Genomic DNA, 22257 nt, shown 5'->3' on the forward strand with positions numbered 1-22257 from the left:
CGATCAGGCCTCCGTGGAAAGCGTCAGAGTGGGGTGGTCGATGAGTTCACGCAGCACTGCCGTGGCGAAACTGCCGCGCGGCAAGAGGAAGTCGAGCCGAGCCTCCCTCCCATCCCTCTCGAGCCGCGGCTGATCCAGGCGCATGCGCAGGGCACGCCGAGCCATGCGGACCCCGGCCCGCTCCAGGCCTTGGCAGAGCACAGCATGACGCTCGGCAATGGCGTTCTCGTAGTACAGCGCATCGCCCCTGGCGAGGGACGTGCCCACGCCCCACAGCACACCGGACGGATGCAAATCGAGCCTTGAGGCCCGCTCGCCAAGCTCGGCATCCACGGCATCCACAGCGAACTGGCTCGCGGTGCCGTCGAGTATCGCCACGTCACCCGCCACCAAGTGCCGCCAGCTGCCGTCCGACAGCCGCAAGGCCGTGAGCTCATTGAACAGGTAGCTGCGCGCGGCCGAGAGCAGCATGCCCTCACGATCGTCACGCTTGCGCCAGCCTCGCGCCAGCAGCGACCGGGCACGTATCAGGTTACGGCCTGCCGGACCAAAGCGCTGGGGGCCAAACAGATTGGGTACGCCATGTCGACACAGCCAGGCCCAGCGCGCCTCGAGTTCGTCGTTTATGGCCGCCCCCGAAAGACGCAGCTGGAAGCGGTTGGCCCGATGTACGCCACGCTTGAGCTTGCGCGGATGGCGAACCTGCTCCAAGACTCTAACGCCGAGAGCGTCAAGCCGCGCCGCCAGGTCTTCCGGCGCCTGCTGGCCCGGCAAGTGTACCGAAAGCCACTGACGGGTCACGGCAATGCGATCCTTCATGCCCGCATAGCCGATGGCGCGCGGCGTCATGCCACAGGCCCGTGCCAGATGGCGCACGACCTCCAGCGTGGTGAGCCCACGCTTCTCGATCCATAGCCAGAGATGCTCGCCCTGCCCCTCGGGGGCGAAGCCAAGGACCTCTTCCACCACGAAGTCCTCTGGGGTGGCGCGAAACTCCCCGCTGCGCGGAGGGCCGAACTCGGCTTCGCTGACGCGGGGCCAGCAACTCGGCAGCGAGTCACTCACGCGACATTTCCCCCGCACGGGTCAGCAGCACTACGGCCTCGGCGGCAACGCCTTCGCCACGACCGGTGAAGCCTAGCCGCTCGCTGGTGGTCGCCTTGACGTTGACCGCATCCAGGGCAAGCTCGAGATCCTCGGCGATACGCTCACGCATGGCCGAGATGTGGGGTGCCAGCTTGGGTGCCTGAGCGATCACCGTGGCATCGACGTTGCCAACGCGATAGCCCGCCTCGCGCACCAGCGACAGCACATGACGCAGCAGGCCGCGACTGTCGGCACCGGCCCAGGCGGGGTCGGTATCGGGAAAGTGGCGGCCGATATCGCCCAGCGCACAGGCGCCAAGCAACGCATCGCTGATGGCGTGCAGCAGCACGTCGCCATCGGAGTGGGCAACGAAGCCGTGATCGAAGGGGACGGCAACGCCACCAATCATCAGATGGTCGCCCTCACCGAAGCGGTGAACGTCGAAACCATGGCCGATGCGCAGCATCAGGGCGCCTCCTCGTGGGAATGATTGAGTGGGGACATGCCCTGCTGAGCGGCCAGGATGTGCTCCGCCAGCGCGAGGTCCTCCGGGTGGGTAATCTTGATATTGTCGCGTCTGCCCGGCACCAGTCGCGGTGCGAGGCCCAGCGCCTCCACCGCCGACGCCTCGTCGGTCACCACGAGGCCGTTCACCGCGGCCTCGTCCAGTGCCCGGCGCAGCAGGCCGTAGCGAAACCCTTGCGGGGTCTGCGCCTGCCAGAGGCCGCATCGCGACTCCGTCCGAGCCACGCGACCATGGCTGTCGTCGCGCTTCATGGTGTCGGCGACCGGCGCGGCAAGCAGGCCGCCCACCTCGTCCTCGCAAAGCGCGATATACAGGCGTTCGAGGTCCGTCTGCGTCACGCAAGGGCGCGCCACGTCATGAACCATCACCAGATCGCTGTCCGCGGCGCTATCGGCCATGGCAGCCAGGGCGTAGCGCACCGAGTCGACCCGCTCGCTGCCTCCCGGGGTGCGCCGCCAGTGAGAAAAAGGCACCCAGGCGGGATCGAAGTGGTCGTCGTCGACGTCGAGACACAGGCAGAGCCGTGCCGCCGGAAAGGCCCGGTGCAGCCGCGCCAGGGTATGAGCGAGCACCGGGCGCTCGCGCAGGGGCAGGTACTGCTTGGGCACATCCGAGCCCATGCGCCGACCACGGCCCGCCGCCGGCACCACCAGCCACAGGTTTTTACTCATTCGGGTGCCCCGCCCGTGCATCCGTCACGCCGCGCCCTCCTGTACCGCTCTCGGCCCCCACGCCCGGTACCCAATAGAACTGTTCGTCGGTGCGCACCATGCCGATATCACTGCGCGCGCGCTCCTCGATGGCATCGAGGCCCGTCTTGAGATCCACCACCTCGGCGGCCAGCCGCTCGTTGCGGTCGCGCAGCGGCTTGTTGGCCGCGTCGAGCATGGCCACACGCTTGTCTATCTCGCGCAATTCGTGAATGCCGCCGTCGCCGAGCCACAGGCGATACTGCAGCAGCGCCAGCAACAGCAGCAGGGCGATGGCAAGCCACTTGAGCATCGACTGACGTCCTCATGATTCTGAATGGCCGGCATTATGCCATCATCGCCTGCCCGGCTCACGCGCTGAACGTCTCAGCAGCGGTAGGGCAAGGCTCGCTCGGCGGCCCGGCAGTAGGCCTCGACGTGGCGGCGCTCCTCGTCACAGAAGCCGGCCAGGGCATCACGCAGCCTCGGGTCGGCGATGTGATGCAGCGAGCGTAGCCGGCGGGGGGCAAAACCGCGCGTGAGCTTGTGCTCGCCCTGGGTGCCGGGATCGAAGCAGGTCAGGCCGTGAGCCAGGCAGTGCTCGATTCCCTGGTAATAGCAGGCCTCGAAATGCAGGCAGTCGGCCATCACCTCGCTGCCCCAGTAGCGCCCGAAGAGGGTACGACTGCCCTGCAGGCAGAGGGCAGCGGCGACCGGCTGGTCATCGAGGCGTGCCTGAATCAGCACCAGCGCATCGGCCATGGTGCGACGCAAGCGTCGGAAGAAGTCCAGATTCAGGTAGCCATGACGGCCACGCTCGAGATAGGTGATCTCGTAGCAGCGGAAGAAGTGCTCGAGCTCGCGCTCGCCGATCGCCTCGCCGGTCAAGCGATGCAGGGTCAGGCCCTGCTCGGCCACCCGGCGGCGCTCACGGCGAATCGTCTTGCGCCGCTTCGCCGTAAGTGCACTCAAAAAACCCTCGAAGTCGCCGTAACCGCGATCCTGCCACTGGAACTGCACGCCGTGACGCACCAGCAGGTCGGGGCGTGCAGTGAGCCAGGCCTCGACTTCGTCATCTTGGGCGAACAGCAGGTGCCAGCTCGATAGCGTGCTCTCCTCCCACGCCGCGGCCAGAAGCTCCCGGGCCGCCAGGGGGTCGACGTCAGCGGCCAGGGCCAACCGCGGTCCTGGTACCGGAGAGAACGGGATCGCCGTGAGTCCCTTGGGATAATAGCGTCCACCCGCCCCCTCCCAGGCATCGGCCCACGCCCAGTCGAACACGTATTCGCCATAGGAATGGAACTTGTGGTAGTGCGGCATCGCGCCGACCAGGGCATCGCCCCGCCATAGCGTGAGGTGGTTCGGCACCCAGCCGGTCGCCCGTCCCACCGCCCCGCTCGCCTCAAGCGCATGGAGAAATTCATGGCGCAGGAAGGGGTGGTCCTCATCGACCAGCGCGTTCCATTGCGTCGCCGCCACCGCCTCGATGGCTGGCAGCCGCTTGAGAATCAGCTCGGACATGGTGTTTCCGTGAGGCAGGTGACCGAAGCGCCGGCTGACAACTGACCGACAGCCGCCTACATTGTGCCCAGACCTACCCAACCTTTTCCATCGCTGTAATAAAACTACATAGTTTCGGCCAGACACCTTCAAATCTGCCACGCGATGGGACACAATTGTGTAAATTTACATCTATCACCCAACGACGCGAGGTGCTCTCATGGCTCGCCCCACCGCACTAAACCCCACCGTCGAGCAGGTGACCGGCCGCATTCGCGAGCGTTCACGCGAGCGCCGCAAGCTCTACGAAGCGCACATGGCTGCACAGCACAGGCAGGGCGTGCATCGCGGCGAGCTCTCCTGCGGCAACCTGGCCCACGGCTTTGCCGGCTGTGATCACGCCGGCGACAAGGACAGCCTCAAACTAACCAATAGCGCCAACCTGGGCATCGTTTCGTCATATAACGACATGCTTTCGGCCCATCGGCCTTTCGAGAGTTACCCCGAGATCATCAAGCAAGCCGCCCGCGGCATGGGCAGCACCGCACAATTCGCCGGTGGCGTACCAGCGATGTGCGATGGCGTCACCCAGGGTATGCCGGGCATGGAGCTGTCGCTGTTCTCCCGCGACGTGATCGCCATGGCTACCGCCGTGGCGCTGTCGCACAACATGTTCGATGCCGCGCTCTACCTGGGCATTTGCGACAAGATCGTACCGGGGCTGTTCATCGGCGCGGCGCGCTTCGGCCACCTGCCGGCGGTGTTCGTCCCCGGCGGCCCGATGCCCAGCGGCCTGCCCAACGACGAGAAGGCCCGCATACGACAGCTCTACGCCGAGGGCAAGGTCGGCCGCGAGGAGCTGCTCGAGGCCGAATCGCGCTCCTACCACAGCCCCGGCACCTGCACCTTCTACGGCACCGCCAACTCCAACCAGCTGATGATGGAAATGATGGGCCTGCACCTGCCCGGGGCTTCCTTCGTCAATCCGGGCACTCCGCTGCGCGAGGCGCTGACCCGCTACGCCGCCGAGCAGGCCATTCGCAACACCGAGCAGAGCGGCAACTACCGACCCTTCTACCGGCAGATCGACGAGCGCGCCATCGTCAACGCCATGGTCGGCCTGCTCGCCTCGGGCGGTTCCACCAACCATACCCTGCATCTGGTGGCGATGGCCGCGGCGGCCGGCGTCACCATCGACTGGGACGACTTTACCGCCCTCTCGGCAGTGGTACCGAGCCTGACCCGGATCTACCCCAACGGCAGCGCCGACGTGAACCATTTCCAGGCTGCCGGCGGCATGAGCCTGCTGATCCGCGAGCTGCTCGGGGCCGGCCTGCTGCACGCCGACATCCCCACCGTGTTCGGCACCGATCTCTCCGCCTATACTCAGGAGCCCTTCCTCGAGGACGGCAAGCTTACCTGGCGCGAAGGGCCGAAGGAGAGCCTCGACGCCGACGTGCTGCGCCCGGTCGCCAATCCCTTCGCCCCCACCGGCGGACTGGTGGTGCTCGACGGCAACCTCGGACGCGGCGTGATCAAGGTCTCGGCGGTGAAGCAGGCCAACCGGATCGTCGAGGCGCCGGTACGCATCTTCGACGACCAGAACCAGGTCAAGGCCGCCTTCGAATCGGGCGAACTCGATCGTGACGTGGTGGTGGTGGTGCGCTTCCAGGGACCCAAGGCCAACGGCATGCCCGAGCTGCACAAGCTCACCCCTTTCCTCGGTGTGCTGCAGGATCGCGGCTACAAGGTGGCGCTGGTTACCGACGGGCGCATGTCGGGCGCTTCGGGCAAGGTTCCCGCCGCCATCCACGTCACCCCGGAGGCGGTGGATCGTGGCCCGCTGGCGCGCCTGCGCGACGGCGACGTGGTGCGCCTCGATGCCGAGCGCGGTGAACTGACCGCACTGGTCGACGCCGCCGAGTTCGCCGGCCGCCCAAGTATCGACCCCAACCTGGAGCACTACCACTTCGGCCTGGGCCGTGAGCTGTTCGGCGGTTTCCGCCACCTTGCCGCCAGTGCCGAGCTGGGCGCCGGCGTGTTCGGCGGCTTCGAGGACGAGGTACTCTCCCGCGAACTCGAGAAGATCGCCCAGGAGGATCAATGACCCGACCGGCCCTGATCGGCGACATCGGCGGCACCAACGCCCGCTTCGCCCTGGTGACCCCGGGCGAGCACGTGCCGCGAGAGATCCTCGCCCTGCCCTGTGCCGACTATCCCGGTCTGGTGGAGGCGGTGCGTGACTACCTTGAACGGGTCGGGCTGGCCGCCGAGGCGGCACCGCGGGAGGCCTGCCTGGCCTTCGCCTGCCCCATCGGCGACGATCGGGTCACCATGACCAACAATCACTGGTCGTTCTCCCGTCGCGACGTGCAAGCCGCACTCGGTCTCGAGCGGCTCAAGGTGATCAACGACTTTACGGCCCAGGCGCTGGGTGTGCCGCACGTGGCGGCCGACGAGCTGGTCGAGATTCACCCGGGCGTGGCGCGCGAGCATGCCGCCTGCCTGGTGATCGGGCCAGGAACCGGCCTCGGCGTTGGCGGCATCTTTCCCGGCCGGCATGCCTGGATCCCGCTGCCCACCGAAGGCGGCCACGTCACCTTCGCCCCCACCGACGAGCGCGAACAGAACCTGCTGCGTCATTTCCGCAACCGCTATGGCCGGGTGTCCGTGGAGCGTATTCTGTGCGGCCAGGGACTGCTCGACCTCTATCTCGCCCACTGCTCGCTTAAAGGTGCCAATCCCGGTTGCCGGACGCCGGCCGAGGTCACCGCCGCGGCCGCAAGCGGCGACGGCATCGCCCGTGATACCCTGCTGAGGTTTCTCAAGATCCTCGGTGACGTCTGCGGCGACGCCGCCCTGACCATGGGGGCACGCGGCGGGGTCTTCCTGTGCGGCGGCATCCTGCCGCGCCTGCTCGACTGGCTGCCCCAAAGCCGTTTCGTCGAAGCCTTCACCGCCAAGGGGCGCATGAGCGACTACACGCGCACCATCCCGGTACGCGTCGTTACTGCTCCCTGGCCGGGATTGCTGGGCGCTGCCGAGGCCCTGCACAACGAAGAAGTGGAATGATAGGGAGAGCGAATGATTCCGCAAAGCCTGCGAGCCCTGCTCGACGACACTGACGGTCAGCGTGAATGCGAGTGGCAAGACCGCCGCGTCTGGCTGGCACGCGAACCTTGGGGCGAGCTGGCCGTCTGTCTGCAAGGCGCTCAGGTGCTTCACTTTTTCCCCGCGGCCACCGCTGCGCGAGCAGGCGTGGTCGAGGCCACGGGCGAGGGAGAAGAGGCGCTGGTGCCCGGCGGCTGGCTATGGGTCACGCCTACGCCCCAGGCGCTGCCCGGCGCCATCCGCGGCGGCATCCCGCTGTGCTGGCCTTGGTTCGCCGACGAGCGCGGCGCCGACGAGAGCCCGGATCGCTCCGGCCCCATGCACGGCCCGGCGCGCAAGGCCCAATGGCGCCTCGACGCGGTGGACGAGCACGAGGGCGGCGTAGAACTGCACCTCTCCCCCACCGAACGCCTGCATAGCCAGCTGGTGCCGCGCACGGTGATCCAGGCCAACGCCCGACGCCTGCACGTGGAGCTGATCACCGAGCACGTCGGCGAGACCCCGGTGAAACTGAGCGGTGCCCTGCACAGCTACCTGGCCGTGACCGACAGCTTCGCCTGTCGCGTCGAGGGCCTGGCCGGCGCCCGCTACCTGGACAAGCTGGCGGGTTTGGCCGAGCGCGAGCAGCAGGGCGAGCTCGCCGTGCGCGGAGGACTCGATCGCATCTATCACAGCAACGCCGAGGTGGTGCTCGACGACGGCAACCGTCGCCTGCGCGTCGCCCGCCAGGGCAGCGACTCGGCGGTGGTGTGGCATCCGGGCGAGACACCGCCCGATGACACATCGGTCGACGCCGCCAGCCACTTCCTCTGCGTGGAATCGGCCAATACCCGTCTCGATCCGGTATGGCTGGTTCCCGGCGCCCAGCACCTGCTGGGCACCACCCTGTCGTGCGAGGCCGGTTCGTGAAGCCCGCCGGATCGCTGGAGACGCCTTTCCTGCTGGGCATGATGCGCCTGCACGAGGTGACCGACCTGCACCCGCCGGCGCGCCTGGCAGCCTGGGTCGAGGCCCGCCTCGACGAGGGGCTCGAATGGTTCGATCATGCCGACATCTACGGCGACACCCAGGGCGAGGCTCTGTTCGGCAACGCCCTGCGCACGCGCCCCGGACTCGCATCACGCGTCAGGGTCGTGACCAAGGCCAGCATCGTCAACCCGGTGCGCGACGCCTCGCCGTTTCGCGTCAAGCACTACGACAGCTCGCCGACGTACCTCGCCCGCAGCATCGAGGCCTCGCTGGCCCGCCTGGGCGTCGAGCGTCTCGACCATTTCCTGCTGCATCGACCCAGCCCGCTAATGGACGCCGAGGCCACCGGCCGCGCACTGGATGACGCCATCGATGCCGGCAAGGTCGGCGCCGTCGGGGTCTCGAATTTCCTTCCAGACCAGTGGAGGCGCCTGCAGGCGGCGATGCACCACCGCCTGGCGGCTCATCAATTGCAGCTTTCGCTGGAGCATCATCAACCGCTGTTCGATGGCAGCTACGATGCGCTGGTCGGCGACGGCCTGATACCGCTCGTATGGTCGCCCCTGGGCGGTGGGCGAGTCTTCCAGGGTCCGGCCGAACGGCTGCTGATCCGCCTCGCCGAGGAGCTCGGCATGACACCAGCCGGGCTGGCTCTGGCCTGGCTGCGCGCCTTGCCGGGTCGCCCACGACCGGTGATCGGCAGTCTGCGTGCAGAGCGCATTGCCGCTTTGCAGGCGGATGCCGAATGCAAACTGGATTCCCCCACCTGGTATGCCCTGCTCGAGGCTGCACGGGGGCACGAGGTGGCGTGAATGCACGCCCACCCGCAACAACGACACATCGTGAGGACACGCATGACGCCCGTGATCGCCTTCGGCGAAGCTCTCGTCGACATGCTTTCCAGCCGCCTCGGCGAGGCGGCCGGCAACGCCCCGGAAACCTTTACCCCCTATGCCGGCGGCGCCCCGGCCAACGTCGCCGTAGCCTGCGCGCGACTTGGGGTGCCCAGCCGCTTCCTCGGCATGCTCGGCGAGGACCATTTCGGCGACTTCCTCGCCGCGGAACTTGCCTCGCATGGCGTCGACCTCTCCGGCGTGGTGCGCACCCGCGAGGCGCGCACGGCGCTGGCCTTCGTCTCCCGCGATGCCCACGGCGAGCGCACCTTCGACTTCTACCGCCCGCCCGCCGCCGACCTGCTCTACCGCCTCGAGCACCTGCCGGCCGGCGTGTTCGCCAATCCCGCCATCGTGCACTTCTGCAGCAACAGCCTGACCGAGGCGGAAATCGCCGAGACGACCCTGTCCATGGCCGACATGGCCGGCCGCGCCGGCTGCCTGGTCAGCGTCGATGCCAACCTACGGCACAACCTGTGGGCCAGTGGTAGCGCCGACATCGCCCTGGTCACCCAACTGATCGACCGCGCCGAGCTGGTCAAACTCTCGACCGAGGAACTCGACTACCTGCGTGCCGACCACCCGGCCGACGCCTGGCTGGCCGAGCGGCTCGCTGCGGGCGTCAAGCTGTTGGTGATCACCAACGGCCCCGGCGAGGTGCGTGCCGTGGGCGTGGGCAGAGAGCTGCGCCATGCACCTCCTGCGGTCGAAGCGGTGGACACCACCGCCGGCGGCGACGCCTTCATTGGTGGGCTGCTCGCCGAACTGGCCGAGCATGGTATCGACAATGCCTGGTATCACGACGAGGCGTTCCTGCAGCGTGCCCTTGGCACCGCCGCCAACTGCGGCGCTCACGCCGTGACCCGCCCCGGGGCCTACGCCGCGCTGCCCGACCGCCACGATCTGGCCGGATTGAGAGGGTAAGGCTTCAAGAAGCGAACCTGACCGGCAGCCGTCGCCGCAAGGTTCGTGGCACGACCTGCTGCCCTACGCGGTAGTCGCCTTGCGCAGCCGCCAGGGCGCAAGCCAGCGCCATCGCCGCCATGCGGTCGTGGTCCTGCACCGCCGAGTTGACCGGCAGCGGCAGGAAGTCGAGCAGCCGGCTGTCGCCGAAGGTCGCCAGGCGCAACGCCTGCGGCAGCCCGCCCTCCTCGAGCAGCACATCGAAGACCCCGTCGAGCAGCGTGTAGGAGGCCGTGACCAGGGCATCGGGGAGTCCGTCACGCTCGAGCAGCTCGCGCATCAGCCGGGCACCGTCGGCACGATCGTAGCGCTCGGCGCCGAGCATCAACGGCTCACCGTCGCGTCCCGCCAATGCCTGCTGGAAACCGGCCCGTCGCTCGCGGCTGATGGAGAGCGCCGGCACCGCATCCAGCCAGGCGATTCGCTGTATCGAATCGTCGAGCAACGAGCGCGTCAGCTGCTCGGCGGCTGCGCGATCGTTGCTCACCACGCTGGCGAAGCGCCGCGGGTCGAACCCACGGTCGACCGCCACCACCGGCAGGCCTGCCTGCAGCAGTTCGCCATAGAAAGGATCGTCCATCGGCAGGCAACTGGCCGTGATCAGCACCTCGCAGCGCTGGGCACGCAGCGACAGTGCTAGATCGCGCTCGGCATCCGGCTGATCGTCGGAGCCGACGATCAGCAGCTGGTAGCCTTGTTCACGAGCGCCGCGCTCGAGCCGCTTGGCCAGGCGCGCATAGCTGACGTTCTCCAGATCAGGCACGATCAGGCCCAGCGTGCGGCTCGAGCCGCGCCTTAGCGCTGCGGCCTGGGCATCGACGCGATAGCGATGCTCACGCACCACCGCCATGACCCGCTCGACGGTGTCCTGGCTGATGCGCCGTTCGGTGGCCTTGCCGTTGATGACATAGCTGGCGGTGGTACGCGATACCCCGGCCAGTCGGGCGATTTCAGCGAGTGTCATGGGCTTCCTCTATCTGCGGGAATCGATTCTACGCCATGCACGGCCTCTCCGCCCCCTGCGAAAGTCTAAGAAAAGGCGCCTTGCGAAACGAGTTGAATCGTTCCAGCATGATAAACACGATAGGTGACACGATTCAGCTTAGCCTCTAGATATCAGGCGCAGAATGTAATCGCAGGTTTTTGCATGTCGCCTAGGCCATCAGGAGAATCGATGATGCTCACGCTACGCCCCGAGGACATCCGCCTCGGCTGTCAGGCCCCCGACTGGCGCGTCGCGCTGGAGCAGGCTGCCGAGTCGCTGCACCAGGCGGGGCTGACCGCTCCCGCCTATCGCGACGGCCTGTTCCAGCGCGAGTCGCAGTCATCCACCTATCTCGGCAATGCCATTGCCATTCCTCACGGGACGCCCGAGAGTCGTGAACACGTGCGCACGACCGGCGTGCGCGTGCTGCAGTTTCCCGGCGGCGTCGAGTGGCACGACGGCCAGCGCGTCCATGTGCTGGTCAGCATTGCCGCCCAGAGCGACGAGCATCTCGGCATCCTGCGTCAGCTCACCCATGTGCTGGATGACGATAGCGTCGGTGAGCGCCTGGCCGCCGCAGGCTCCGCTACCGAGGTCGCTGCGCTGCTGTCGAAAGCTGTGGTCGAGGCACGCCTGGACGCCGAGACCCTGTGCCTCGGCTTTCCTGCTCGCGACACCCACGAGCTGGCCCTGGCCGGCGCCGCGCGCCTGCATCAGCTCGGCTGCGTGGGTAGCGACTTCATGACCGACGTGGCCGAACGCACCTTGGCACCAATGGGCCAAGGGCTGTGGCTGATCCACGGCGAGCGTAGCGTCGAGGTGCCGGCACTGGCCCTGGCAACACCGGAAGAGCGCCTGGAGCGCGACGGCGAAGCGGTGAAGGGAGTGTTCTGCCTGGCGGCTCAGGGCGACGCCCATCGCGGCCTGCTGGAGCGCATCCTGGCGCTGCTCGACAGCGGTGCCGCAGCCGAGCTGCCCAATGCCGATGCGGCCACCGTGCTGGCCCGGCTGGCGGGCGAGTCGGCAACGGCCCATACCCGTCTCGCCCGGGTGCTCAACGCTCACGGCCTGCATGCCCGTCCGGCCAAGCAGCTGGTTCAGATCGCCCGGCAGCAGGGGCTCCCCATCCACGTGCGCCTGGCCGAAGGCGGCGGCGCCGCGGTGCCGGCCACCAGCCTGACCAAGGTGATCAACCTCGGCGCCCGGCGCGGCCAGCAGTTGACCTTCTCCGCCGAGGGCGACAACGCCCAGGCGGCGCTCGACGCCGTGTGCCGGGCCGTGGCGGACGGCCTCGGCGAACAGGTATTGCCCTTCGATGAGAGCCGCGAGCGCATCACGCCCTCAGCGGATACCGCACCTCCGGAACCGCTGCCCGACGACACGCCTCATCAGGGCGTAGCAGCCTCGCCGGGACTCGCCATTGCCCCGGTGTTCGTGCTGCAGACCCCACGCTTCGACTATCCCGAGCGCGCCGCCGATCCCGCCGAGCAGCAGCGGCGCCTGCACAGCGCCATCGACGAGGGCGCGGCACAGCTCGAGGCGCTGGAGCGCGAGGCCCGCGGCGGCGAGGTGGCCCAGATACTCTCCATGCACGAGGAGATGTTGCGCGACCCGGAGCTTTTTGAAGCGGCCCGCGAGGGCATCCAGGACGGCCGCTCCGCCGAAGCTGCCTGGTGGGAAGCGATCGAGACTGCCGCCCACGCCCAGGAGATGCTAGCCGACCGCCTGCTGGCCGAACGCGCCGCCGACCTGCGCGACGTCGGCCGCCGCGTGCTCGGCATCCTGTGCCAGGTGAGCCGACCGGAGCCGCCTGAAACGCCCTATATCCTGGTCACGGATGACATCGGCCCCTCCGACGTGGCACGGCTCGATACACGCCGGGTGCGCGGCCTGCTCACCGCTCGCGGCGGCGCCACCGCGCACAGCGCGATCCTGGCCCGGGCACTGGGCATTCCCGCCGTGGTGGGCGCCGGCGAGCGTGTGCTGACACTGGCGGGAGGCTGCGAGCTGATCCTCGACGGTGAGCGTGGCCGGGTGATCCCGGCCCCCTCCGCCGCACGCCGCGCCACCGCCGAGCAGCGCCTGGCAGAGCGCCAGCAACGCGAAGCCGAGGCATGGGAAGCACGCTTCGAGGAGGCACGTACCCGCGACGGCCACCGCGTCGAAGTCGCCGCCAACCTGGGCAATACCGCCCACGCTGTCGATGCCGTGGAGCGCGGCGCCGAAGGCGTCGGCCTGCTGCGCACCGAATTCCTGTTCATGGCGCATGCCCAGGAACCGGACCTCGAGACTCAGGTCGCGGAATATCGTGAGGCGCTCGATGCCCTCGACGGCCGTCCGCTGGTGGCCCGCACCCTCGACGTGGGTGGCGACAAGCCGCTGCCCTACTGGCCGGTGCCGAAAGAAGACAACCCCTTCCTCGGCCTGCGCGGCATTCGCCTGACCCTGACCCGCCCCGAGGTGCTCGAGACCCAGCTGCGTGCACTGTTGATGGCGGCCGCTCCCGCAGCGGAGCAGGCACCGAGGCCACTGCGCATCATGCTGCCGATGGTCAAGGATATCGCCGAGTTCCGCGCGGCACGGGCCATCCTCGATCGCCTACTCGACGAGATTCCCGCGGCCGAGCGGGCCACCGACGTGCAGCTCGGCGTGATGATCGAGGTGCCCTCGGCCGCCCTGCTGGCACCGACGCTGGCCGCCGAGGTGGACTTCTTCTCGGTGGGCACCAACGACCTGACCCAGTACACCCTGGCCATCGACCGCGATCACCCCGCGCTCTCTGCCCAGGCCGACGGCCTGCACCCGGCGGTGCTGCGCCTGATCGAGATGACCGTAGCGGCGGCCCATGCCCACGGCAAGTGGGTCGGTGTGTGCGGCGAGCTGGCCAGCGACGCCTTGGCGGTGCCGGTACTGGTCGGGCTCGGCGTCGACGAGCTTTCGGTGAGCGCGCGGCAGGTGCCGCTGGTGAAGGCGCGGCTGCGCGAGTTCGACCTCGCCGAAGCCCGGGTCCAGGCCGAGCTGGCGCTGGCCCAGGCCACCAGCGAGGCGGTCCGCGACGCCCTGGAGGTGCGCTGATGGCCCGCGTGCTCACCCTGACGCTCAATCCCGCGCTGGATCTCTCCGTGAGCCTGGAGCGACTGACGCCGGGGACGGTCAACCGCACCCGCGAGACCCACCTGACGGCAGCCGGCAAGGGCGTCAACGTGGCCCGGGTGCTGGCCGATCTCGGCCACGATGTCACCGTGTCGGGCTTTCTCGGCGCCGACAACGACGGCCCCTTCCTGCGCGCCTTCGAGGCCATGGGGGTGGAGGACGCCTTCCTGCGCGTGCCCGGCGAGACGCGTATCAACGCCAAGCTCGCCGAGGCCGACGGCCGGGTCACGGATATCAACGGCCCGGGTGCCGCCATCAACGCCGCCGCCTGGCAGCGCCTGCTCGACGGTCTCGCTACGCGTATCGGCGACCCACGGCGCCGGCCCGACGCCGTGGTCATCGCCGGCAGCCTGCCGCCTGGCGTGGCGCCGACCGATCTCGCCGAGCTCACCGCCCGCCTGCGGGCAGCCGGGCTGCCGGTATGGGTCGATACCAGCGGCGAGGCATTGACCCGCACCATCGAGGCCCGCGCCACGGCGGTCAAGCCCAACGAGCAGGAGCTCGCCGCCTGGGCCGGCGAGAGCCTCGAGAGCGCCGAAGCACGACTCAAGGCGGCGCTGCGCCTGTATGCCGCCGGCATCGAGGAAGCCGTCGTCTCCGCCGGCCCCGCCGGCGTGCTGTGGATCAGCCGCCGCGGTGCCTGGCAGGCCATGCCGCCGCGCCTGACGGTCGCCAGCACCGTCGGGGCCGGCGATACCCTGCTGGCCGCCCTGCTGCATGGCGTACTCGCGGGTCATCCGCCCGATCAGGCCCTGCGCCTGGCTACTGCCCTTTCCGCCGAATCGGTTCGTCACGTCGGCGTGGGTAACCTCCACGCCGACGACTTCCCGCAACTCCAACAACAGACCCGCGTTCGGCGTCTCAACGACGTCGACGCAGGGGGAGCCCTCGCATGAACGTGATCATCGTTACCGCCTGCCCCAGCGGCATGGCCACTACCTTCCTCGCGGCTCGCCGTCTCGAGCAGGCGGCGCAGCGACTGGGCTGGCAGCCCAGCGTCGAGATGCACAGTCAGCTCGAGGCCGTCCAGCCCGTTTCAGCCGACGCCATTGCCGATGCCGAGCTGGTCGTGGTCGCCGCCGACCATCTTCCCGCCGCCGAACGCTTTGCCGGCAAGCGCCTGTTCCAGGCCTCAGCCAGCGAGGCACTGCCCGACCCCGAGGCATTCCTGCAGCGTGCCCGGCGCGAGGCCAGCGACTACACACCACCCGCCGTGAGCGCGACCGCGAGTTCCTCGCCCCAGGCCGGCGCCAGCAGCATCGTTGCCGTCACCGCATGCCCCACCGGCGTGGCCCATACCTTCATGGCCGCCGAAGCGCTGAGCGAAGCGGGCAAGAGCCTGGGCCATGCAATTCGCGTCGAGACCCAGGGCTCGGTCGGCGCCCAGGACAAGCTCACCGACGAGGAGATCGCCGCGGCCGACGTGGTGATTCTCGCCTGCGATATCGAGGTCGATCCGACCCGCTTCGCCGGCAAGCGCATCTACCGCACCTCTACCGGCAATGCACTCAAGAAGCCGCGCCCCACCATCGAGGCGGCGCTGGCCGAAGCCGAGATCGAGGATGCTGCCAACGCTCCGCGCCGCAATGAGGCGAAGAAGAGCCTGAAGGAGAAGGGCGTCTACAAGCACCTGCTCACCGGCGTCTCGTTCATGCTGCCCATGGTGGTGGCCGGAGGCCTGCTGATCGCACTCTCCTTCGTCTTCGGCATCGAGGCGTTCCAGGAGGAGGGCACGCTGGCCGCGGCGCTGATGCAGATCGGCGGCGGCACCGCCTTCGCCCTGATGATCCCGGTGCTGGCCGGCTACATTGCCTACTCCATCGCCGACCGTCCAGGCATAGCCCCGGGCATGATCGGGGGCATGCTCGCCAGCGAGATCGGCGCCGGCTTCATCGGCGGCATCCTCGCCGGCTTCCTTGCCGGCTACGTGGCACTGGCGGTGACCCGCCATGTCAAACTTCCTGCGAGTGTCGAGTCGCTCAAGCCGATCCTGATCATTCCGCTGATCGCGAGCCTGGTCACTGGCTTGACCATGATCTACGTGATCGGTGAGCCAGTGGCGGCCATCCTCTCCGCGCTGACCGCATTTCTCGAGAACATGGGCTCGGCCAACGCCGTGCTGCTCGGCATCCTGCTCGGCGCCATGATGTGCTTCGACCTGGGCGGGCCGGTCAACAAGGCCGCCTACACCTTCGGCGTCGGCCTGCTCTCCACCCAGACCTACGCACCGATGGCCGCCATCATGGCCGCCGGCATGGTGCCGGCCATCGGCATGGGTATCGCCAGCTTAGTCGCGCGTCAAAAGTTCTCCGAGCCGGAGCGCGAGGCAGGCAAGGCATCGTTCGTGCTGGGGCTGTGCTTCATCAGCGAGGGCGCCATTCCCTTCGCCGCCAAGGATCCGCTGCGGGTGATCCCGGCCTGCATGCTGGGCGGCGCCGCCACCGGCGCGCTTTCCATGTTGGTTGGCGCACAGCTGATGGCTCCCCACGGCGGTATCTTCGTGCTGCTGATTCCCAACGCCATCACACCGGCACTGTTGTATCTCGGAGCCATCGTCGCCGGCTCGCTGATCACCGGGCTGGGCTACGCCGCGATCAAGCGCGGTGCGGCACCGGTGGCAGTTGCCGCCAACGCCTGACACGCCCCCAGCCGACGCTCAAGCGCGGGTGCACGCCGTCCAAAGGGCGACGAGCACCCGCTCTGACTCTTGCGCACCGCTGGTCACTCCAAGGCCGACAGATAAAAAAACCCGGCCATGAGGCCGGGCGCAATGACAGCTACTGGCTGCCGAGAGAGCACAAGAAAGAGGTCAGCGTGGCCGCTCAGTGATGAAAGCGCTGGGCGGCCTCCTTGGCGAGCTGGCGGATGCCGTTCCAGTCTTCGGCATCGACCAGCGATTTCGGCGTCAGCCAGGAGCCGCCCACGCACATCACGTTCTTCAGCGCCAGGTAGTCCTCGGCGTTGTCGAGGCTGATGCCGCCGGTGGGACAGAAACGCGCTTCGGGAATCGGGCCGGCAAAGGCCTTAAGCGCCTTGACGCCGCCGCTGGCCTCGGCGGGGAAGAACTTGAAGCGGCGGTAACCGTACTGCCAGCCGGTCATCAGCTCGGACACGGTGGCCACGCCGGGCAACATCGGCACCGGGCTGGTGATGCCATAGCGGTAAAGCGCCTCGGTGGTACCCGGCGTGACCACGAAATCGGCACCCACCTGCTCGCTCTGACGGTACTGGGCCGGCGTCAGCACGGTGCCCACGCCGATGCTGGCCTGGGGCAGGGCTTCCTTGAGGCGGCGAATCGCCTCCAGGGCGCAATCGGTGCGCAGGGTCACCTCCAGCACGGTGAGCCCACCTTCGACCAGGGCACGGCCCAGCGGCACGGCATCTTCCACCCGCTCGATGGCCAGCACCGGGATGACCTCGGCCTTGAGGCAGATGCTGTCGAGTTCGGTGATACGCGTGGACGGCAGCTGTTTGTCGATGGTCATGAGCAAGACTCCAGTTTCAGGGGGCCCAGTAAACGGCCAGCGGGCAGGAAAGAAAGGCGCGGATCGGCAGTTCACGCAAGTCGTCGCCGGACAGGGCCCGGGCCAGCACGCTGCGCTTGTCGTCACCGGTGATGTGCAGTACGTGGCGTCGCGCCTGATGCAGGCGGTCGGCGCTGAGGGTGATCCGCGCTTGGGGCTGACTGGGCGTGCGCGCGGCCAGTACCGGGGCATCGGTGGTGAGCCCCAGCTCCAGCTCGCGGCTATCGGGAAACAGCGAGGCGGTGTGACCGTCGCCGCCCATGCCCAGCACCACCACGCTGGCCGGCCAGGTCAACGCCTCGATGCGCCGGGTCACCTCCTCTACGCCCTGTTCCGGCGTCCCGTCGTCGGTGGTCAACGAAACGAAGCTGGCAGCGGCCGCCTCGCCTTGCAGCAGGTGGCGGCGCACCAGGTGGGCATTGCTGGCCTCGTCGGTCTCGCTCACCCAGCGCTCGTCGGCCAGGGTCACATCGATCCGCTCCCAGGGCAACGCCTGGGACGACAGGGCCTGAAAGAAGGGTACCGGCGTCGAGCCGCCGGAAACTACCAGCAGAGCCCGCTCCTGCTGGGCCAGATCCTGGCGCAGTGCTTCACAAGTGGCTTCGGCGAGCTGCACGGCGAGCTGTTCGCGCGGCCCGGCGGCGAGATGCGTCATGTCAGTAGTCCTCATACCAGCTGCGCCCATCCTGGGTAATCATGGCAATGGAGGCCACCGGCCCCCAGGAACCGGCCGGGTAGCGCCGTGGCGGCTCGCCCATCTCCTTCCAGGCGGCAATCAGACTATCGCACCAGTGCCAGGCGTGCTCGACCTCGTCACGGCGCACGAACAGGTATTGGCGCCCCTTCATCACCTCGAGCAGCAGGCGCTCGTAGGCGTCGGGGATGCGCGTCTGGGGGAAGGCACTGCCGAAGTCCAGGTGCAGCGGACCACGGCGCAGGCGCATGCCCCGGTCCAGCCCGCTGTCCTTGGTCAGCACCTCCAGCGCAATGCCCTCTTCGGGTTGCAGGCGAATGACCAGCTTGTTGGCCGCCAGGTTGCGCTGATCGGGGTCGAAGATGTAGTGCGGCTGCTGGCGGAAATGCACCACGATCTGCGATAGCTTTTCCGGCATGCGCTTGCCCGTGCGCAGGTAGAACGGCACCCCGGCCCAGCGCCAGTTGGAAACGCCGGTCTTCATGGCGACGAAGGTCTCGGTCTCGCTCTCTCGATTGGCGCCCTCTTCTTCCAGGTAGCCGGGCACGCTCTTGCCTTTGATGGTGCCGGCAATGTATTGGCCACGCACCACGTCGCGGTTGAGCTTGGTCTCGCTGAATGGCTGCAGCGCCTTGAGCACCTTGACCTTCTCGTCGCGGATGGCGTCGGCATCCAGATTGGCCGGCGGGTCCATGGCGATCAGGCAGACCAGCTGCAGCAAGTGGTTCTGTACCATGTCGCGCAACTGGCCGGCACGGTCGAAATAGCCCCAGCGCCCTTCGATACCGACCTGCTCGGCCACGGTGATCTCGACGTGGGAGATGTGGTTCTGGTTCCACTGGGTACCGAACAGTGGATTGGCAAAGCGCAGCGCGATGAGGTTCTGGACGGTCTCCTTGCCCAGGTAATGGTCGATGCGATAGACCTGGGACTCGTGGAACACTTCGCCGATGGCGTCATTGATCTCGCAGGAGGATTCGAAATCGTAGCCGATCGGCTTCTCGACCACCACGCGGGAGAGTTCGTCGAGGCACTCGCCGGCCTGCAGGTTGCGGCAGATATCGCCATACAGGCTCGCCGGCACCGCCAGGTAGACGACCAAGGGACAGACCACGGTGTCATGGCGCACGGCCCCGCGCCATTCGGTGATGGCGCGATAACCCTCGGCGTTGGCGAAATCGAGCTGCAGGTAGTCGAGACGTGCGGTAAAGCGCTTGACGACCTCCCGATCGAGCTCCGCGGGCTTGACGTAGGTCTGTAGGGTGTCGGCGATACGACGGCGAAAGGCGTCGGCCTTCAGCTCCTGGCGCGCCAGCCCCAGAATACGCGTGTCGTCGTGCAGCAGGCCCTCGCGGTCGAGGTGGTAGAGCGCGGGATAAAGCTTGCGCAGCGACAGGTCCCCCAGGGCACCGAACAGCGCGAGATCGATAACCGGCCGACTCTCTTCCTCAGGCCGCGTGGTTGCCTTCATGTCCGCCCCCATCTGGTTAATTTACACAAAAAATACGCAAAAAAGCCCTTAGCATCAACCAATATTTTGTAATATTACACTCATCATAGCGATTTTCGATACCTCGATTCGCGCCCGGCCGATGCTCCGCGATAGGATAGCCGGTGACCATGTTGTTAAATCACTACATTATCAGCTTGAGAGAGTCCCTTCAGCCATGGCCCATCACGATCTGCTGCAACGAATCCGTCAACGCCTCGACGAGCTCAATCGTTCCGAGCGCAAGGTAGCAGATGTCATCCTGGCCGACCCAGCCCGTGCCACCGGCCTGAGCATCGCCAGCCTGGCCCAGGCGGCCTCGGTCAGCGAACCCACGGTGAACCGCTTCTGTCGCAGCTTCCATGCGAAGGGCTACCCCGACTTCAAGATCAAGCTGGCCCAGAGCCTGGCCGGCGGCACGCCCTATGTCAGCCAGTCGGTGGAGCCAGGCGACGTTGCCGCGGACTACACGCGCAAGATCTTCGGCGCCACCATTGCCGCCCTGGACGAAGCCAGCCGCACCCTCGATCCGGCCCGCATCGAGCGGGTGGTGGACTACCTGATCCAGGCCAAGCAGATCCACTTCTTCGGTCTCGGCGCGTCCGGTGCCGTGGCGCAGGACGCCCAGCACAAGTTCTTCCGCTTCAATCTTCCGGTCACGTCTTATGTCGACGTGCTGATGCAGCGCATGGTCGCGTCGGCCTGTCATACCGGCGATGTGGTGGTGGTGATCTCCTGGACCGGTCGCACCCGCGAGCTGGTCGAGATCGCCCAGCTGGCACGCGAGAGCGGTGCCGTGGTACTGGGCATCACCGCTCCCGGCTCGCCGTTGGCGGCGGAGTGCACCGAGACGCTCGAGGTACCCACGCCGGAAGACACCGACGTCTACATGCCGATGACCTCGCGCATGATTCAGCTCACCCTGATTGACGTGTTGGCGACCGGTGTGACCCTGCGCCGTGGCGAGGACTTCCTGCCCCACCTGAAGAAGATCAAGGACAGCCTTCGCGATACCCGCTACCCGCCTCGCGGCTGAGCGCAGCCGCAGGGCCGCCCTGCGCCTGGCTTACGCTTCGCCATCGGTGGCACGCCAGGCCGCGACCAGGGCGCGTGCCTGTTCACCCACCTGCTCGGGCGACTGTCCGGGGCGATAGAGCGCACCGCCCAGGCCGGCGCCATCCACGCCGGCGGCACGCCAGGCGGCGAACTCCGCCGCACCGATGCCGCCCACGGCATAGAGCCGTGTGCCATTCGGCAGTACCGCCCGCAAGGCCCTCATGCCCTCCACCCCCACCTGCACGGCGGGAAACAGCTTCAGCCCCGTGGCCCCGGCGTCCAGCGCATCGAAGGCTTCCGTCGGCGTCAGCACGCCTGGCCAGCTCTGCATGCCGAGGCGTCGCGTCTCCTCGATCACGTCCGGACGGCAGTTGGGAGACACCACCAGACGACCCCCGACGGCATGCACGGCACGCACCTCATCCACGCCGAGCACGGTGCCGGCGCCCACTAGGGCTCGATCGCCCAAGGCTTCGACCAGACACCGAATGCTTTCCAGCGGGTCGGGAGAGTTGAGCGGAACCTCGAGAGTTGTGATGCCGGCGGCAAGTACCGCCTCGCCCACCGCCACCGCCTCGCCGGGGGTAACGCCGCGCAGGATACCGATCAGTGGCAGTCTCATGTGCGTCTCCACCAAGGTTGTCAGTTAGGGTTGTCAGATACCGGCCCGTGCCAGCCCAAGGCCGGCCAGTACCGCCGCCTCGCCCTCGACACGCCGGCTGGCATGGCCGAGCGCCTCGAGGGCCAGCGCATAGCGTTCGCACAGCGCCTCGCCGCCGACCAGGGTGACGGAAGACGCCGAGAGGTCGTGACGAACGCCACCGAGCTCGAGGCCAATGGCGAGCCCCGAGAGACGCGCCCCCAGCCGGGTTTGCCGCGCTTCCCCGGCAGGCAAAGAAGCGTCGAGCAGGTCGGCGGCACGCAGGCCGAACAGCAACCTAGCGAACTCACCGGGTCGGGCGCTCGCCTCGCGTACCGCGGCGACGAACGCCTCGCGACAGCCGGGTTCGGTGAGGCCGTCGTCGGCCACGGAGTGTCTGAGCACCGACTGGCCGGCCAACAGGCCATAGAGCTCGCCGGTCAGGTAGGTGGCGAAGCGCTTGACCTCTCCGCGCTCCAGCCACGCCCACTTGGCATGGGTACCCGGCAGGCAGACCAGCCCCGAGAATCCCGGCTCACGGGCCACCAGCCCAGCCAGCTGGGTCTCCTCCCCGCGCATCACATCGAAGTCGCACCCGGTGACATCCGCGTACTGGCACAGCCCCGGCAACAGGCGTACGTCAAGGCGCGTATCGCGTACCGACGGCATGACGGCGCCGTGGGCCAGTTCATCGAGGCGTGTCGGCACCGACAGGTAGGCCGCCTCGCGCCAGCCCTGGCGGGCGCCGGCCATGCCACAGACCCACACTCCCACGCGCCCGGACGCCGGCAGCCAATCGCCGACGATCTCGAGCAGGGCGGTCTCGTAATCCTCAGGCCTGAGCCCCAGCATGCCCTTGTCACTGCCGCCCCGCACCAGCACCTCGCCGCTCTCGTCCAGGCCCCAGACGCGCAGATGGCTCGAGCCCCAGTCCACCGCGATCCAGGCCAGTCGCTCGCGTACCGCATCGCTCATGTCG

20 protein-coding genes are annotated in these 22257 nt (G+C 67.9%); 9 read left to right on the plus strand and 11 right to left on the minus strand.

Annotated features, from left to right (window positions below):
• Positions 1-3 precede the first annotated feature (3 nt).
• From truD to HNO53_RS16015, 5 genes are all read right to left on the minus strand, one after another.
• Complete coding sequence (gene truD, locus HNO53_RS15995) at positions 4-1065, minus strand: tRNA pseudouridine(13) synthase TruD (protein WP_209473591.1); 1062 nt, start codon at positions 1063-1065, stop codon at positions 4-6.
• Positions 1058-1552, minus strand: a complete 495-nt coding sequence (gene ispF / locus HNO53_RS16000; protein ID WP_209473592.1) for a 2-C-methyl-D-erythritol 2,4-cyclodiphosphate synthase — start codon at positions 1550-1552, stop codon at positions 1058-1060. Before ispF ends, truD begins: the two co-directional genes overlap by 8 nt.
• Positions 1552-2283 (minus strand): 2-C-methyl-D-erythritol 4-phosphate cytidylyltransferase, encoded by a 732-nt coding sequence (ispD, locus tag HNO53_RS16005; protein ID WP_209473593.1) that lies wholly within the window; start codon positions 2281-2283, stop codon positions 1552-1554. The genes ispF and ispD overlap by 1 nt, the downstream gene beginning before the upstream one ends.
• The gene (ftsB, locus tag HNO53_RS16010; RefSeq protein ID WP_209473594.1) at positions 2276-2614 is read right to left on the minus strand and encodes a cell division protein FtsB; all 339 of its coding nucleotides are present in this window, start codon (positions 2612-2614) and stop codon (positions 2276-2278) included. The genes ispD and ftsB overlap by 8 nt, the downstream gene beginning before the upstream one ends.
• 74 nt (positions 2615-2688) lie before the next feature.
• On the minus strand, positions 2689-3822 hold the full coding sequence (locus tag HNO53_RS16015; protein WP_209473595.1) for a GNAT family N-acetyltransferase: 1134 nt from the start codon (positions 3820-3822) through the stop codon (positions 2689-2691).
• Positions 3823-4021: 199 nt separating this feature from the next.
• Between HNO53_RS16015 and edd the strand changes: the two genes are divergently transcribed.
• The 5 genes from edd to HNO53_RS16040 are packed head-to-tail and all read left to right on the plus strand — an operon-like array spanning position 4022 to position 9698.
• Positions 4022-5908 (plus strand): phosphogluconate dehydratase, encoded by a 1887-nt coding sequence (edd, locus tag HNO53_RS16020; protein ID WP_209473596.1) that lies wholly within the window; start codon positions 4022-4024, stop codon positions 5906-5908.
• Entirely contained in the window at positions 5905-6873 is a 969-nt protein-coding gene (gene glk, locus HNO53_RS16025; RefSeq protein WP_209473597.1) for a glucokinase, read from the plus strand. The genes edd and glk overlap by 4 nt, the downstream gene beginning before the upstream one ends.
• 12 nt (positions 6874-6885) lie before the next feature.
• Positions 6886-7821, plus strand: a complete 936-nt coding sequence (locus tag HNO53_RS16030) for an aldose epimerase family protein (protein WP_209473598.1) — start codon at positions 6886-6888, stop codon at positions 7819-7821.
• Positions 7818-8693: an aldo/keto reductase gene (locus HNO53_RS16035; protein ID WP_338034793.1), complete on the plus strand. Its 876-nt coding sequence runs from the start codon at positions 7818-7820 to the stop codon at positions 8691-8693. Before HNO53_RS16030 ends, HNO53_RS16035 begins: the two co-directional genes overlap by 4 nt.
• Before the next feature lie 42 nt (positions 8694-8735).
• Positions 8736-9698, plus strand: coding sequence for a carbohydrate kinase family protein (locus HNO53_RS16040; protein WP_209473600.1), 963 nt, complete (start codon positions 8736-8738; stop codon positions 9696-9698).
• Positions 9699-9702: 4 nt separating this feature from the next.
• Here the strand turns inward: HNO53_RS16040 and cra are convergent, their stop codons facing one another.
• The gene (gene cra / locus HNO53_RS16045; protein WP_209473601.1) at positions 9703-10701 is read right to left on the minus strand and encodes a catabolite repressor/activator; all 999 of its coding nucleotides are present in this window, start codon (positions 10699-10701) and stop codon (positions 9703-9705) included.
• A 213-nt stretch (positions 10702-10914) separates the two neighbouring features.
• On the opposite strand from cra, the gene ptsP reads away from it, so the two are divergent.
• The 3 genes from ptsP to HNO53_RS16060 are packed head-to-tail and all read left to right on the plus strand — an operon-like array spanning position 10915 to position 16513.
• Positions 10915-13797: a phosphoenolpyruvate--protein phosphotransferase gene (gene ptsP, locus HNO53_RS16050; RefSeq protein WP_209478679.1), complete on the plus strand. Its 2883-nt coding sequence runs from the start codon at positions 10915-10917 to the stop codon at positions 13795-13797.
• Positions 13797-14771 (plus strand): 1-phosphofructokinase, encoded by a 975-nt coding sequence (gene pfkB, locus HNO53_RS16055; protein ID WP_209473602.1) that lies wholly within the window; start codon positions 13797-13799, stop codon positions 14769-14771. Before ptsP ends, pfkB begins: the two co-directional genes overlap by 1 nt.
• The gene (locus HNO53_RS16060) at positions 14768-16513 is read left to right on the plus strand and encodes a PTS fructose-like transporter subunit IIB (protein ID WP_209473603.1); all 1746 of its coding nucleotides are present in this window, start codon (positions 14768-14770) and stop codon (positions 16511-16513) included. Before pfkB ends, HNO53_RS16060 begins: the two co-directional genes overlap by 4 nt.
• A gap of 184 nt (positions 16514-16697) precedes the next feature.
• Here HNO53_RS16060 and HNO53_RS16065 read toward each other — a convergent pair whose 3' ends face one another.
• From HNO53_RS16065 to zwf, 3 genes are read right to left on the minus strand one after another with little or no spacing between them, the layout of a single operon-like run.
• On the minus strand, positions 16698-17360 hold the full coding sequence (locus HNO53_RS16065; protein ID WP_209473604.1) for a bifunctional 4-hydroxy-2-oxoglutarate aldolase/2-dehydro-3-deoxy-phosphogluconate aldolase: 663 nt from the start codon (positions 17358-17360) through the stop codon (positions 16698-16700).
• A 16-nt stretch (positions 17361-17376) separates the two neighbouring features.
• A complete protein-coding gene (pgl, locus tag HNO53_RS16070) occupies positions 17377-18054 on the minus strand; it encodes a 6-phosphogluconolactonase (RefSeq protein WP_209473605.1) in 678 nt (225 codons plus the stop codon).
• Between the two features lies 1 nt (position 18055).
• Positions 18056-19564 carry a glucose-6-phosphate dehydrogenase gene (zwf, locus tag HNO53_RS16075; protein ID WP_209473606.1) on the minus strand — a complete coding sequence of 503 codons (1509 nt, stop codon included), beginning with the start codon at positions 19562-19564 and terminating at the stop codon, positions 18056-18058.
• A 196-nt stretch (positions 19565-19760) separates the two neighbouring features.
• On the opposite strand from zwf, the gene HNO53_RS16080 reads away from it, so the two are divergent.
• A complete protein-coding gene (locus tag HNO53_RS16080) occupies positions 19761-20618 on the plus strand; it encodes a MurR/RpiR family transcriptional regulator (protein ID WP_209473607.1) in 858 nt (285 codons plus the stop codon).
• A 30-nt stretch (positions 20619-20648) separates the two neighbouring features.
• Here the strand turns inward: HNO53_RS16080 and HNO53_RS16085 are convergent, their stop codons facing one another.
• On the minus strand, positions 20649-21260 hold the full coding sequence (locus HNO53_RS16085) for a 2-dehydro-3-deoxy-6-phosphogalactonate aldolase (protein WP_209473608.1): 612 nt from the start codon (positions 21258-21260) through the stop codon (positions 20649-20651).
• A 33-nt stretch (positions 21261-21293) separates the two neighbouring features.
• Positions 21294-22253: a 2-dehydro-3-deoxygalactonokinase gene (locus HNO53_RS16090; protein WP_209473609.1), complete on the minus strand. Its 960-nt coding sequence runs from the start codon at positions 22251-22253 to the stop codon at positions 21294-21296.
• Between the last annotated feature and the right edge of the window lie 4 nt (positions 22254-22257).

Origin of the sequence: Billgrantia antri (genome assembly GCF_017868935.1) — a bacterium.
GTDB lineage: Bacteria > Pseudomonadota > Gammaproteobacteria > Pseudomonadales > Halomonadaceae > Halomonas > Halomonas antri.